The organism is Paenibacillus harenae DSM 16969 (genome assembly GCF_000422465.1).
In the GTDB taxonomy this organism is placed as follows: Bacteria; Bacillota; Bacilli; order Paenibacillales; family Paenibacillaceae; genus Pristimantibacillus; species Pristimantibacillus harenae.
In genome coordinates, this window is sequence record NZ_KE383843.1 from 721,176 (window position 1) to 734,859 (window position 13,684).

12 protein-coding genes are annotated in these 13,684 nt (G+C 54.0%); 7 read left to right on the forward strand and 5 right to left on the reverse strand.

Going from position 1 to position 13,684, the window contains the following annotated elements:
- The first annotated feature begins 22 nt into the window (after positions 1-22).
- Positions 23-787, forward strand: coding sequence for an SDR family oxidoreductase (locus H581_RS0122750; protein ID WP_028612018.1), 765 nt, complete (start codon positions 23-25; stop codon positions 785-787).
- A 72-nt stretch (positions 788-859) separates the two neighbouring features.
- On the opposite strand, the gene H581_RS0122755 is transcribed toward H581_RS0122750, so the two are convergent.
- On the reverse strand, positions 860-2,833 hold the full coding sequence (locus H581_RS0122755; protein WP_028612019.1) for a glycoside hydrolase family 127 protein: 1,974 nt from the start codon (positions 2,831-2,833) through the stop codon (positions 860-862).
- Positions 2,834-2,964: 131 nt separating this feature from the next.
- Between H581_RS0122755 and H581_RS0122760 the strand changes: the two genes are divergently transcribed.
- Together H581_RS0122760 and H581_RS0122765 are read left to right on the forward strand one after the other, a co-directional pair.
- Positions 2,965-3,843: a helix-turn-helix transcriptional regulator gene (locus H581_RS0122760; RefSeq protein ID WP_051251239.1), complete on the forward strand. Its 879-nt coding sequence runs from the start codon at positions 2,965-2,967 to the stop codon at positions 3,841-3,843.
- Positions 3,844-3,976: 133 nt separating this feature from the next.
- Positions 3,977-4,267 carry a DUF2277 domain-containing protein gene (locus tag H581_RS0122765; protein WP_028612021.1) on the forward strand — a complete coding sequence of 97 codons (291 nt, stop codon included), beginning with the start codon at positions 3,977-3,979 and terminating at the stop codon, positions 4,265-4,267.
- Between the two features lie 4 nt (positions 4,268-4,271).
- Here the strand turns inward: H581_RS0122765 and H581_RS0122770 are convergent, their stop codons facing one another.
- Positions 4,272-6,152 carry a beta-L-arabinofuranosidase domain-containing protein gene (locus H581_RS0122770; RefSeq protein WP_028612022.1) on the reverse strand — a complete coding sequence of 627 codons (1,881 nt, stop codon included), beginning with the start codon at positions 6,150-6,152 and terminating at the stop codon, positions 4,272-4,274.
- 105 nt (positions 6,153-6,257) lie between these two features.
- Between H581_RS0122770 and H581_RS0122775 the strand changes: the two genes are divergently transcribed.
- Both H581_RS0122775 and H581_RS39750 read left to right on the forward strand, forming a co-directional pair.
- Positions 6,258-7,169, forward strand: coding sequence for a helix-turn-helix transcriptional regulator (locus H581_RS0122775; RefSeq protein WP_245600115.1), 912 nt, complete (start codon positions 6,258-6,260; stop codon positions 7,167-7,169).
- Between the two features lie 390 nt (positions 7,170-7,559).
- Entirely contained in the window at positions 7,560-7,667 is a 108-nt protein-coding gene (locus tag H581_RS39750; protein ID WP_425414644.1) for a helix-turn-helix transcriptional regulator, read from the forward strand.
- An 11-nt stretch (positions 7,668-7,678) separates the two neighbouring features.
- Here H581_RS39750 and H581_RS0122790 read toward each other — a convergent pair whose 3' ends face one another.
- The gene (locus tag H581_RS0122790) at positions 7,679-8,716 is read right to left on the reverse strand and encodes a dienelactone hydrolase family protein (protein ID WP_028612024.1); all 1,038 of its coding nucleotides are present in this window, start codon (positions 8,714-8,716) and stop codon (positions 7,679-7,681) included.
- A gap of 358 nt (positions 8,717-9,074) precedes the next feature.
- Between H581_RS0122790 and H581_RS0122795 the strand changes: the two genes are divergently transcribed.
- Positions 9,075-10,286: an aspartate aminotransferase family protein gene (locus H581_RS0122795; protein WP_028612025.1), complete on the forward strand. Its 1,212-nt coding sequence runs from the start codon at positions 9,075-9,077 to the stop codon at positions 10,284-10,286.
- An 804-nt stretch (positions 10,287-11,090) separates the two neighbouring features.
- Here the strand turns inward: H581_RS0122795 and H581_RS0122800 are convergent.
- Entirely contained in the window at positions 11,091-11,816 is a 726-nt protein-coding gene (locus tag H581_RS0122800; protein ID WP_028612026.1) for an SDR family oxidoreductase, read from the reverse strand.
- Positions 11,817-11,923: 107 nt separating this feature from the next.
- On the opposite strand from H581_RS0122800, the gene H581_RS0122805 reads away from it, so the two are divergent.
- A complete protein-coding gene (locus H581_RS0122805) occupies positions 11,924-12,166 on the forward strand; it encodes a hypothetical protein (protein WP_028612027.1) in 243 nt (80 codons plus the stop codon).
- A gap of 107 nt (positions 12,167-12,273) precedes the next feature.
- Here H581_RS0122805 and uxaC read toward each other — a convergent pair whose 3' ends face one another.
- Positions 12,274-13,680 (reverse strand): glucuronate isomerase, encoded by a 1,407-nt coding sequence (gene uxaC / locus H581_RS0122810; protein ID WP_028612028.1) that lies wholly within the window; start codon positions 13,678-13,680, stop codon positions 12,274-12,276.
- Positions 13,681-13,684: the final 4 nt, after the last annotated feature.

Genomic DNA, 13,684 nt, shown 5'->3' on the forward strand with positions numbered 1-13,684 from the left:
ATTCTCGTGAGGAGCTGGGAAAATGAAAAGGTTAACAGGCAAAGTTGCATTAGTTACGGGGGCAAGCCGGGGAATCGGCCGCGCGATTGCGAAGCGCCTTGCGGAGGACGGCGCGCTAGTAGCGGTGCATTACGGAGCAAAACACGGCGCCGCGGAAGAGGTTGTCCGCGACATCCAATATCAGGGCGGGTCGGCATTCACGATCGGTGCTGATTTTCAATCGCAGAACGGCGTACGTGATTTGTTCGCTGCTCTGGACGCAGCGCTTCAGGATCGAACGGGAAGCGACCGCTTCGATATTTTAGTTAACAATGCAGGTATCGGTCAAGCATCGACCATCGAGGATTTGACGGAGCAAGCTTTCGATGACGTTATGGGCATTAACGTGAGGGCTCCGCTTTTTGTCATCCAGCAAGCCCTTCATCGTCTGAGGGACGACGGCCGTATCATCAATATTTCGTCCTTGACCACGCAAGCCGCTTATCCGAATCTGCTCGGCTACAGCATCGCCAAAGGAGCAGTCAATACTTTAACGTCTACTTTGGCCATGCAGCTCGGTTCACGTAAAATAACCGTCAATGCCATTTTGCCCGGCATCATTGATACGGATATGAATACAGCGACGCTGCAGGATCCGGAGGGAAGGAAATTCGCCGCAGGCCTGTCCGTCTTTGGCAGATGGGGGCAGCCGGAGGACATTGCGGATACCGCTTCGTTTCTTGCCTCAAGCGACAGCCGCTGGATTACCGGCCAACTCATTAATGCAAGCGGAGGATCGCATCTTTAAGCCGGATCGGAGCCGTTAATAGTGAAGACAGGTCCAAAGCTGCAAGCGCAAGCTTTGGACTGTCTTCTTATTTTATATACGTTCCTTCACCCAAACCGCCATCTCGCCTTTGCCGCGGTTCGCCCAGGCGTAATAAGGGATGAATCTGGCGACAGCCGGCTTCAAGCTAACGTTCGAATCCGTACGGTACAGGTCCGTTCCCCATTGCGCAAGCTCCAATCTTAACGCTTCCGCCGTTATCACTTCCAGCCCGCCGGCCAGCTGATCGTCATAGCTCGTTTCCAGCTTCGAATCCTGCGGCAGCATAAGCTGCTGCAGCTGAGGACCGTTATCCGCTTCCTCGATGCAGTAAACGAGCGGACCGCGCTGCAGCGCTACCTTGCCCGCATTCCCCTTCACGAGCGGATGGCTTCTGACCCGCATGACCGGCATCTCAAGCGTGAGCTCCACCGTATCCCCGTCCGACCACATACGATCGATCATGGCGTAACCGTCCGCTATCTTGTCCGCGATGGAGAAGACGGTTCCGTTCACCAGCACCTCCGCTTGAGGAGACCAATCCGGAATGCGCAGCGCGAGAGCGAACGCCGTCGGCTGCTGGACCGAAAGCTCGAAGCGGACCTTTCCTTCCCAAGGCATGTCTGCTTGCTGCTTCAGCCGAAGCTGCGTTCCGTCCAGTTGCAGATCGACCTCACCGCCGATATAAAGATGGCTGTAGACGGTATTGTCCTTAACGGAGTACAAGTATTCGCCAAGCGAAGCAAGCAGGCGGGCGATGTTCGGCGGACAGCATGCGCATCCGAACCACTCCTGGCGTACCGGCTTAACGTGATTGAAGTTTTTATTCCGTCCCTCGCATACCTCAGGCGTCACCTCGAGCGGATTGACGTAGAAGAAATGTCTCCCGTCGCGCGACATGCCCCCAAGAACCGTATTGTAAAGCGCGCGCTCCATCACGTCCGCGTAACGGCTGTTCGGCTCCAGCTGCAACATCCGGTGCGCGAAGAAGATAAGGCCGATCGCCGCGCAGGTCTCGGAATAGACGGTATCATTCGGCAGGTCGTAATCGAACGAGAACGCTTCGCCATGCGCCATCGATCCGATACCGCCTGTAATATACATTTGTTTGGAGGCGATATTATCCCACAGCCTGCGGCATGCCTCCAGTAGCGATTCGTCTCCCGTTTCCCTGGCGATGTCGGCCATGCCGGCCAGCATATAGACAACGCGCACCGCGTGTCCGACCGCCGCTTCTTGCTCGCGTACCGGCTTATGAGCCTGGAAATAAGCGTGATCGATATGGATTTTGTCCTTGTTCCAGTGCGTCGTCCATCCTCTTCGCTCCGCCTCTTCGACGAAGAAGCTTGGCTGCTGGCCGCGCTTATCGATAAAATAACGGCTAAGCTCCAGATAACGGCGCTCGTTCGTTGCCTCGTAAAGCTTGACAAGAGCCAGCTCAACTTCCTGATGGCCGTCATAGCCCGCAATCTGTCCCGGTCCGTCGCCGAATGTGGCTTCGATATCGTCCGCGATACGGCACACGATATCAAGCAGCTTCCGCTTGCCCGTCGCTTTGTAGTAAGCAACGCCCGCTTCAATCATATGCCCGGCAGAATAGAGCTCGTGGCACTCCGTTAAATTCGTCCACTTCTGGTCCGGTTCCTTGATCGTAAAAAAAGTATTCAAATAGCCGCTTGGCTGCTGAGCCTTCCCGATGATATCGATCATCTCGTCCGCCACTTGCTCCAGTGCGTCATCCCGCTTCGTCACGAGCAGATACGCAACGGCTTCAAGCCATTTGGCAACGTCTGTATCTTGAAACACATATCCGTAAAATTCGCCTTCCGTAAGTCCGGCGGCGATTTTGAAGTTGCTGACCGCACCGCTGCGCTCTGCGCCCTCAACCCGGTCGTTGATCGCTTCCCATTGATAAGGAACCACTACATTCCTTACTAATTCAACATAATAATTCCAGAAGTTATCTTGAATCCGCACATGCTCAAGCGCAACCGGCCGCGCCTTGTCCTTATTTACGGTTTGTCCCATTTCATGCTCGCTCCTTCATGAGATATTATAAATTTCATACTGCTGATTCCTATTGTATGCGTTACAATAATACAAAACTATAAAAGATAAGAACCTGTTTCTTATAAAATATCACACAAGCACTAAGGAGGATGCCAACTTTGGAAGGGAAAGAGCATATCTATTTTGCAGCGCCTCCGCTTCCTTATTATTTGGAAAGCGGAGAGTCGTTCCACTTACCCGGGGTTCAGCATCCCAGCAGGAAGCACCTCGGCATGTTCGACTTAATTCTAATGGAATCGGGACAATTGTTTATCGGCGAGGAGGAGCAGCAGTGGACGTTGACGGCAGGGCAGACGCTGCTTCTGCTTCCCGACCGCTACCATTATTCCGTCAAGCCGTCGGAGGAGAAGGCACATTTTTATTGGGTTCATTTTCAATCGGTAGGGGAGTGGCAGCAATCCGGTCAAGAACATGCGAACCTCAGCCACGATGAGCATTATCAACGTTTCCTTACGTCGCCTTATTCGCTCCATCTGCAAAAAAAATGGACGCTACCCTATCCCGAGCAAGCGTTCCGGCTCATGCGGACGCTTAACAAAGCGGGAGGAGAACGCCAATCCAGCGCGTTCTGGACTCAGCAGCAGACATTCGAGGAACTGCTTCGTATGATGGACCTGCGTCAGAATGAGGACAGCACAAGCCCGGTCGTAACGCTCGCGGAGAAAGCCGAGGCTTATATCAAAAATAATTACCGTTCCGGGATTACGAGCAAAACGCTGACCGAAGCGCTTAATTTTCACTACAACTATATTACACGCTGCATGAAGCAGGTGTACGGCATGACGCCGATCGAATATTTGACAAAATACAGGCTCGAGCAGGCCAAGCTGCTGCTGCTGAAGACGGAATGGCCGGTCGCCGATATCGCCCTCCATGTCGGGTTCGAGAACGTTCCTTATTTCTCGAACTGCTTTGCGGGCCAAATCGGGCTGCCGCCTTCGAAGTTCCGCAGGCAGTATACGACATAAAGCTCTGCGGAACATCGTGCGCGTAAGAAGAGCTATGCCGAACCGAACCCATCCTTTGCACATTTTCAAAAAAACGCTATCATTGTAGGATGAATGGTACCGGCATCACAACTTTATTCAAAGGAGAACCGCTATGTGCAGAAACATTAAGACGTTATATAATTTCGACCCTCCGGCTACGGAGGAGGAAATTCATGCGGCTTCGCTGCAATTCGTAAGAAAGCTCACGGGATTCCATTCACCTTCGAAAGCGAATGAAGCCGCGTTTCACCTTGCGGTCGAGGAGGTAGCCGCAGCTGCCCGGACGCTGCTCGAGTCGCTCGTTACGAGCGCCGATCCGCGCAATCGCGAGACCGAGATCGAACGCGCCCGCGCCAGAAACGCCAAGCGCTTCGGAAGCGGGAATAACGAGAGCAGCACGTAAGCCGTTAAGGCATAACCGGAAAATAAACGGTATAGGTCTCATCCTTGATCTCGTAAAGCGGGATAAAGCGGAAGCCCCGGTCTTGTCCGACCGTCTTGTAATGCCCTGGATTCCACCAGCCGTGATTCCGTTCGCGGTCCGGCGCAAGCAGCGTTTCCGGCTGCTCGGGATGCCCGTATAACCGCCGCTCCTCATCTACCAGCCCGGCAAGCGCAATCGGACCGTCCATGAAAGCGAACGTGCCGGGCTCTCCCGGCAGCTGCTCGGCGGCGAGCTTCTTCGGCAGTTCTACGGATACGACGTCGCCATCCTTCCAAAGCCGGGCGATTTCACAGTAAGACGATGGATCGAACGGTCCTTCCTGTTCCATCCCGTTTACCGTTATTTTCGGTTCTCCCGCAAGCCACCATGGAAGCCTCATCTTCAATAGAAATCGGGTTTCCTTGCTGCAGGATACCGTCAACCGGTAGACGAAACGGTCCGGCCTGCGGACCGGAATCGGAGCAACATGCACCCTCGTAATGGCCTCCATGCCGGAAACCGACCATTTGTTCATGGGATATAAGCCGTTTTGCCCGTCCTGTTCAATTGTGAGACCGATCATGCCGCCATTGCGCTGAAACCGCAGCTTGGAGGGGATCCACTGTATGACGGCGACGCCTTGCTCGTCTTCCCTATAAATTTGCGACTCGTAGGAGGCGTTCGCTTGAATGAGCGTGCCATGGCAGCACCAGAAATGCTGCGTCTCAGACCCCCAAGTCTTGCTGCTTCCTGCCCCGAGCCCGAGAAAATACGTCACCATGCCCGTATCCCCATGCTGGTGAGCGAGTACGCCGTTAATAAATCTTCTTTCCCAGTAATCGGCATAGGCCGGATTTCCGGTCCAGCGGAGCAGGTACCCCGCAAGCCGCATCATGTTATAGCTGCAGCAATGTTCCTGACCGGCGCCGAGAAGGGCCGCCATCTCCCCGCCCGGCATCCACAGTTCGCCGTTATCTCCGGCCCCGGTACATAGATAACCCCGGTCCGTCACGGCGCAAGCCCAGAATGCCTCGACCACACGGCGGAACCGTTCGTCGCCGGTTACTTCATAGGCTCTTGCCGCGCCTAGAATTTCCGGAATTTGCGTATTGGCATGTTTATTCGTCAGCACATCCTCTCCAGCCAGCAGACGATTGAAGAAGCGACGGCGGTCATAACGGCCGATCAACTGACGGTGCTTCTCCTCGCCGGTCACTCCGTACAAATCCGACCAGACTTCCAGCATGCCTCCGGTTTCCATATCAAGCAGTTCATCTAACTGTTCCTGCGTGAAGCCGCTTGTCCAGCGTTCAATCCATACCGCCATTCCCTTCATTATAGCCAGCGCCTGCTCATTACCCGTCAGGGCGTACATATCGTATAACCCCATCAGCAGCTTGTGAATCGTATAATGAGGCGCCCATACCCAATTTCCGCTCATCATACGAACCATGAAGGATTCGGGAAAAGCCGCCAGCCATTCTCCCCCGTTCGCCTCCTGGCATTTAGCCAGCTCCGCGACGATATGGTCCGCTTTTGCTTTAACCGGCATATCCTTCGTCTGGGCGTATATTCGCGCCGCCGCCGAAAGCCAGTGTCCCATCATATGCCCACGCAGCTCGCAGGTTGGCGATTCCCAGCCCCAGTGCCAATGCTCCGGACCGTCCTTATTCGTCGCGGAAGCCGTCGTTGTTCCGCCGTTTCCGCTGTAGCTCCACAGCCCTGCCTCCAAATAAAAGCTCCGGAGCAGATTCTGGTCCGTCAAGCTCATGACGTATTTTTTATTAAGCTCGAAACGTGCGCGGAGAGGGCCGTCCAATAGCTGAACCTGCCCTGGCCGGAATTCGGAGAATACATGAGCCATTTTGGAATAACCTCCTTATTTTTATGCTTTAGATTTATTTTAAATGGGACTACAATAAGGAGGAATGCACGAAATCGGAGATTACATATACTTTTTTTAGGTATAATGAATCAAGAACGTTTATCCGAAAAGGAGGTGTCAGGGATCGATACCGATATTTATTTAACTGCCGACCGAATGCCTCTCGTAAGGGATATAGGCTGGAACCAGACCCGCTCCCTCTACACCCATCCCGACCGGATCCTGGACTATGACGTGTTTTTATTCGTAACCAAGGGCAGCATGCAGGTGATCGAAGAAGAAACGGAATTTGTAATCGGAGCGGGGGAGCATCTGTTTCTAAAGAAAGGCCTTCATCATGGGGGCTTGCCGAGGACCGAGCCGGGAACTTCCTGGTACTGGATTCACTTCAAGGCAGTCGCAGACGGGCGGGTGAGCTATAAAGAACATCTGCCGATGCTTGAGCTCGGCACCTATCATCCGCACCATTACGAATACCGGTTCGCAATGCCGAAGCATGGAGTCTCCTCCATTCATCACACGCTGGAGACCCGTCTGCTGAAGCTGCTGGACGATTATCATCTGCAGCAGGAGCACCGAATGACGAGAATCAGCATGCAGGCCTATCATTTGTTTCTGGACCTTCATCAAGCCTCGGTCAAGCGTGAGAGCCGGGAGGATAGCGCCGGGAAAAAAGCTGCGGTCACAGGCAGGGTTATAACTTATTTAACGGAGCATGCGGATCGGGACTTTGATTCGGAGAGCTTAAGCGGACAATTAAAGCTGAATTACAGCTATTTGTCATCGGCCTTCAAGAAGTCCACCGGCCAAAGCATCGTTGAAGTCCATACGAAGCTTCGGATGAACAAAGCGATCGATCTGATGCGCAATACGTCATTAAACGTTTCCGAGATCAGCGAACGGCTCGGATACAAAAATCCCTATTACTTCAGCAGGGTGTTCAAGAAGGTGCTTGGTGAAGCGCCGTCGTCTTATCGGAGGCATTTCTATAAATGATAAAAGAAAAGAACGCTTAGTCCTGCTAAGCGTTCTTCCATCCAACCTTCTATCGCAGCTTTGTTTCCTCCGGCCATAGGATCGAAGGTACGCCGCGCGTCCTCGAACAAGGAGGGGCCGGGCTTCAGCACATACCGAAGATGCGTATCCAATGCTTTCAGGAAAGCGCCGATGCCGTTGCGGCTTGCCGGATCGGCATCGGCGCGATTGAGAATGCTGCTCAGTCAACGTTCGAAAATATCCATGTTCGCCTAGAGCGGCTGCAGCCCCTTCTATAGTAAAAGGGGGTTTCAGCGCTTCTACGGCATGCCGCCCCGGCAATACTAAACCGGCCTGATTCTACGGCAGGCCAAACTGCTGCTGATCGACACGGAACCGTCGGCCGGGGATATAGCCTACCGGCTCGGCTACCGGAACGTCTCGCATTTCAGCAAGCCGTTCAAACGATGGATGAACCTGTCGCCCGCGGCGTTCGGCAAGCTTACGCATTCACGTTAAAAAACTCCGCTTCACAGAGACGGGCCGCTTGCCGCAAGAGACCGCTTCAGCCAGTCGTAAGACTTGCGTCCGCTGATCTCGTGCGCGCCGGGAAACACATCCGTCTCCAGCTCCGCGCCGGCCCCTTCTGCCTCATAGATCGCCTTAATGACAGCGGCCGCCTTTCGAAAGCCGTCAACTGGAAAAATCCGATCCTTCTCGCCTGACTCCAGAAATAACGGCCTGGGAGCCGCGAGGCCGATCAGCTCAGGCAGCTCGGCATGCTGCAGCAGACCCGGTGTATAGTTGTCGATACAGTGATTAACCGCAAATATGCTGTCTCTGAACGTATTCGTAAACCCTGTCAATACAAGCGACTGAATCCGTTCTTCCAGCACCGCGGAGACATAAGCGATCAGCGCGCCGCCGGAGAAGCCCATCGCTCCGACGCGGCCGCCTTCAACCTCCGGCCTTGAAGCCAAATAATCGAACGCCTTCAGCGCCTCCGCTACGCGCAGACCCGTTAAGGTTTTGCCGAGCATCATCAACTGTGTGGACAAGCGGAAGCAGGAGCTCGGCGCATCCGGATTCACGGCAAGATCGGCCAACAGCCGGCGTTCGCCGAAACCGATAACGTCCGGCGCTATAACGGCGAGTCCCCTCTTCACCAGCTGCAGGGCAAAATGCTGATGGATGCCCGGCTTTCCCTCGTCCGCCGAACCATCCGGCAGCAGGCCTACAATTTCCCGGCTTCCGTAACCATGACCGTGAAGCGCAAGCACGCCGGGCAGAGGCCCGTCCGCATTTTTCGGAATGAGCACATACGCCCCGAAGGTTAATCCCGGCGTAGCGGACAGCTCCACCCTCTCGCGGATATACCCTTCGCATTCGACGCGCTCCAGCAGCTTGGGCTCATGCCCGATATTCGAGTCGAACGAGCCGACCGCCTCGCGCAGCGCCGCTTTCAGCTTCGGTTTGCGTTCGTTCAGGTGCCCCGCCTTCGTTTCATTCCGGTGACGGGCAACCGCCTCCTCATAAAGCTTTTCCAATAAGGCATCCCCATTCCACATCTTCAGCCCCTCCTTCTATTTTCGGTACGATCCGCCGCGCTTGACCGCCCTTAGCAGCCATAATCGAGGTAATCATAGATGTACGGTCTGCATCCAGTTCCCTGTTAGATACATTCGTTCCGGTCGCGCTGTTTCCTGTCTGATCCTTAAAGCATTTTAATGGCTTTGCAGAGCTTCCGGTATGCGTTTTTTTAATGAATAATGTCACTTTTTAAAGCCAATGGTCTCGCCTGCGCGTATTGGCCCAAGTCTTGACGGGCCCGCGTACAAATTTACGTGCTGGTTAAAATAGAGTGTTGAATTTTTATTCTTAACACTGTATATTTATACAATACATTGGATAAACGGGAGGCTTGTCATGATACAGTTAGAGAACTCAGTGACCCACGCTTTGCTCGAATCGGCGGAAAAATCGGTTTTATTTACGGCGCGCCGTCCTGACATCGTGATGGAGCGCGGTGAAGGCATGTATCTGTGGGATACGGATGGAAAATCGTATTTAGACTTTGTCGGCGGCTGGGCCGTCGCGAACCTGGGCCATTCTCCGGCCGTGCTGCAGGAGGCGCTGTCACGCCAGGCTTCGACCTTGGTCCATGCGAGTCCCGGCTACTTCAACAAGCCGATGATTGAGTTTGCCGGGCAGTTGACCGGCGTAAGCGGAATGGATAAAGTATTCTTCGCAAGCAGCGGCGCCGAGGCGAACGAGAGCGCGATTAAACTGGCAAGAAAGCACGGAGCGGTTAATCTCAGCGGAGCCTACGAAATCATTGCGTTAAGAAACGGTTTTCATGGGCGAACGTTAGCGACGATGTCCGCAACCGGTAAGCCGCATTGGAAGGAGCTGTTCGCACCGAAGGTAGACGGCTTCACGCATGTGCCGATCAATGATCTGGATGCTTGCTTCGCTGCCGTGACGAACAATACCTGCGCGATCATGTTGGAGCTCATCCAAGGCGAGGGCGGCGTTCACGCAGTCGATGAAGCCTATCTATACGGCCTGCGTAAAATGTGCGATATGTACGGGATGCTGCTTATATTCGATGAAGTGCAGACGGGGATGGGCAGAACGGGCAAGCTGTTCGCTTACGAGCATTACGGGATCAAGCCTGATGTGCTGACGTTGGGCAAAGGAATCGGCGGCGGCTTCCCGCTGGCGGCGATGCTGACGCTCGGCAAATACGATTTGTTCGAGCCGGGGGATCAGGGAGGCACGTACAGCGGTCAGCCGCTTGCGATGGCGGCCGGCAGCGCGGTGCTTCAGGAGCTGCTGCAGCGGGATTTGGCCGGAAATGCAGAGCGGCAGGGCAGCTATTTAGTGAAAAAGCTTAAGGAGCTGTCCGGCCAATATCCGATAACCAACGTCCGCGGCAAAGGCCTGCTGCTGGCATTCGATGTGCCGGAGGGCGCAAGCACAGAGCTGTCCGCGATTTGCCTGCGCGAAGGCTTGCTTATTAACTCGCCGGGACCGTCAACCATCCGGCTGGTGCCGCCGCTGATCGTCACGCAGCAGCATATCGACGACATGCTGCTCATCCTTCGCCGCGCGTTCGTTCAGTTGCAATCATTTTAGCCGGGCACGTCTGGCTGTCCAGTCCGCAAATGCTCAGATACGCGAGAAAGCAATGAAGTGACAATCACTTCGTTGCTTTCTTGTTATGATGCAGTATGAGCAGCAGATTGCACGATATAGCTTCTTCAGACGCGAGGAACATGGGATGAATGAGCGAATAACAGGAAAAACTCCCGCTATTTGGAACGAATATGTCTAAATATCGGAATTAAACGGAATTCCTCCAGCTAATATCCAAGTAATCGTCGTTTTTGTAGAAAACAACCGATATTAACGGTAGAAATTCCCTTGAGAAACTCGCTTCCCCATCATCGTAATATTTTAGATGGAGGTATTCCCTTCCCTCTATTATCATGAAGCATCGGCAAGGCAAGCTTCGAACCGGTTATTTTCTTAAGCAGCATGTCGCTTGGCTGCGCTCGGCATCTCAGCCCATGCGTTCGCTTCATGCCGAGTACTCGCAGACTGTACTCTCGCACACGATGCTCTCAAATACCGTACTCTCACATACCGCGCTCTCTACATTCCCGTGCTCTCGCTGATTGTACTCCCTACCATGCACTCGCTGACAGTACTCTCATCGCAGACTGTACTCTCACATGCCATACTCTCACATACCATGCCTTCGAATACCGTGCTCTCACATGTCATTCTCTCACATACCGTGCACTCGCAGACTGTACTCTCACATGCCATGCTCTCACATACCATGCCCTGCATACCGTTCCCTCACATGCCGTTCTTCCGCATGCAGCTCGGCTCGCTCGGCTTATCCATCGCGTTCCGCAATTCATCACTACTGCCTTACCACTTTAACGCTCGATCCTCATAGTCGACATAGTCGCAAGCTAAATGCTCGGCATCGATCTTGAGGCGCGCTTCGATGACCTTCAGAATCGAGCCGGCGGATTGCTCCGGCGTAAGCGTCGCCCCCACGTCCAGCTTGCCCTGCATATAGGTCTGCACCCAGCCCGGATGCACCACGAGCACTCGCCCTCCAAGCGGCTTGATCCGGTTATGGATCAGCTTCGATTGCATGTTAAGAGCCGCCTTCGACATGCAGTACGCATACCAGCTGTCGCGACGGCAATCGCCGATGCTGCCCGCTTCCGAGGAAATATTGACAAGGCATTTCGATTCGCCGTTCAGCAGCAGCGGCATGAAGGCCTGGCTCATCCGAAGACTTCCTAACGCGTTGACATTAAATACGGTCATCATCTCTTCATAGTTCAGCGAATCCATTACCGTCGCTTTGATGTCGCCCAGAATAGCCCCGTTATTGATGAGCAGATCAATCCGGTCCGTATGCTCCGACGTTGCCCGCAGCGCTTCCGCGACGCTATCATCCCTGGAAATATCAAGCCGCAGCACATGCAGCTGATCTGCATAGTTGTCCTTCAGCCGCTGCAATGCCGGCACCTCCGCCGCATATTGCCCGGCGAACACCCGGGCGCCTTCCGCTAACAATGCCCCGGTCAGCGCAAGCCCTACTCCTCGGTCCGCGCCTGTTACGAATGCCGATCCCACCATGGATAAGCTCCTCCCTATTATTCGTTATCACTTAAGAATGTTGGATAAGCCGCTCTGCATATTTTAGTACGGTTGTTAATGTGCCTAATAGCAGGAGGGCTTTCATTGTGCGTTCAAGAGCTGCAAGAACGAAGGAATTTACCGTCTACGTTGTTCCGGCCTGGAAGTGGAAGGAGTTTATCGCCTTCGAGCTGATCGGCGGCACAGCCTTCTATCTCGTTTGTCGAAAAATAGCTCATTCCGAGCTGTTCGGGATTGCAGCCAACATCGCATTGCCCCAAATGCTCAAATATATCATGAGCTCCTACCGGAAGCAGGCAAAAGACGCTCCGCAGCCCCCGCCAAGCTAAACGGGACCGCGGAACGTCTTCTTCTCAGGAGCGGGCGGCCGCTTTCCTACGCGTTTCCTGCCGTTGCGCTTCGAAATAAAGATATAAATATCTTATCTATTCTCGGTTTAGAATCCGAAATAAGCCTTAGCATTGCGGTAGGAGATGTTCTGAACCATATCGCCGAGCAGCTCCATATCCTGCGGCGCCTCGCCGTTCTCGACCCACTCGCCGAGCAGGTTGCAGAGCAGCCTTCTGAAATATTCGTGCCTCGTATACGAGAGGAAGCTGCGGGAATCGGTCAGCATGCCGACAAAACGGCTGAGCAGGCCTAAATTCGCGAGCGCATTCATCTGATCCAGCATGCCGTTCTTCGTATCGTTGAACCACCATGCCGAGCCGAGCTGGATTTTGCCCGGAATGCCGCCGCCCTGGAAGCTGCCGATAATCGAGCCAAGCACGTCATTGTCCTTCGCATTAAGCGAATACACGATCGTCTTCGGCAGCGCATCATCCGTATCGAGCGCATCCAGCAGCCTTACAAGCGGATAAGCTACCGCACTGTCGTTGATCGAGTCGAAGCCCGTATCCGGACCCAGCTTGCCGAACATACGTGAGCTGTTGTTGCGCGCGGCGTTGATATGGAACTGCATCGCCCAGCCGTGCTTCGCGTAGAGTCGTCCCATGAAAAGCAGCGTGTACGTTTTATACTGCTTCTCTTCCTCCAGGCTGACGCGCTCGCCTTTCAACGCCTTTGCAAATATCGCAGCCGCTTCCTCCTTGGTTGCCTCCGCGTAAGCCACGTAATCGAGCGCATGGTCGGACACCTTGCAGCCGACTTCGTTGAAGAAACGGATTCTTTTCTCCAGCGCATTCAGCAGCGCGTCATAGTTGTCGACCGGGGCTGCCGAAGCTTCCCCTAGCTTGCCGATCCATTCCAGGAAGGTCGGGCGGTTAATTTCGAGCGCCTTATCCGGCCGGAACGACGGCAGCACCTTTACGTTAAAATCGTTCAATTCCTTGATCGCGATATGGTATTCGAGCGAGTCGACCGGATCATCCGTCGTGCAGATAACCTCTACGTCCGACATGTTGATGATATCGCGAGCCTTGAAGCTGCCGCTTGTCAGCCTGGCGTTCACCTTCTCCCAGATCGAAGCCGCATTGCCCTCGTTAATCAGATCATCGACTCCGAAATACCGGCGAAGCTCAAGATGCGACCATTGATAGAGCGGATTGCCGATCGTCTGCGGCACGGTTCTCGCCCAAGCCTCGAAACGCTCATAGTCGGTGACGCCTTCGCCGCCGGTCACGTACTTTTCTTCCACTCCGTTAGCACGCATGGCCCGCCACTTGTAATGATCGCCGTAAAGCCAGGCCTCCGAAATGTTCTGAAAGCTTGTGTTCTCATAGATCTGCTGCGGGCTCAGATGGCAGTGATAATCGATAATCGGCATGCTTTTCGCAAAATCATGGTATAGCCGTACCGCCGTTTCATTCGATAACAAAAAATTGTCGTCCATAAATGGCTTCATTCCA

What these genes read in the sequence shown, in the direction of transcription:
- H581_RS0122765 (WP_028612021.1), top strand. Translation starts at nt 3,977, where the DNA reads ATGTGCAGAAACATTAAGACGTTATATAATTTCGACCCTCCGGCTACG.
- H581_RS0122760 (WP_051251239.1), top strand. Translation starts at nt 2,965, where the DNA reads ATGCCAACTTTGGAAGGGAAAGAGCATATCTATTTTGCAGCGCCTCCG.
- H581_RS0122750 (WP_028612018.1), top strand. Translation starts at nt 23, where the DNA reads ATGAAAAGGTTAACAGGCAAAGTTGCATTAGTTACGGGGGCAAGCCGG.
- H581_RS0122795 (WP_028612025.1), top strand. Translation starts at nt 9,075, where the DNA reads ATGATACAGTTAGAGAACTCAGTGACCCACGCTTTGCTCGAATCGGCG.
- H581_RS0122770 (WP_028612022.1), bottom strand. Translation starts at nt 6,152, where the DNA reads ATGGCTCATGTATTCTCCGAATTCCGGCCAGGGCAGGTTCAGCTATTG.
- H581_RS0122755 (WP_028612019.1), bottom strand. Translation starts at nt 2,833, where the DNA reads ATGGGACAAACCGTAAATAAGGACAAGGCGCGGCCGGTTGCGCTTGAG.
- H581_RS0122775 (WP_245600115.1), top strand. Translation starts at nt 6,258, where the DNA reads ATGAATCAAGAACGTTTATCCGAAAAGGAGGTGTCAGGGATCGATACC.
- H581_RS0122790 (WP_028612024.1), bottom strand. Translation starts at nt 8,716, where the DNA reads ATGTGGAATGGGGATGCCTTATTGGAAAAGCTTTATGAGGAGGCGGTT.
- uxaC (WP_028612028.1), bottom strand. Translation starts at nt 13,680, where the DNA reads ATGAAGCCATTTATGGACGACAATTTTTTGTTATCGAATGAAACGGCG.
- H581_RS0122800 (WP_028612026.1), bottom strand. Translation starts at nt 11,816, where the DNA reads ATGGTGGGATCGGCATTCGTAACAGGCGCGGACCGAGGAGTAGGGCTT.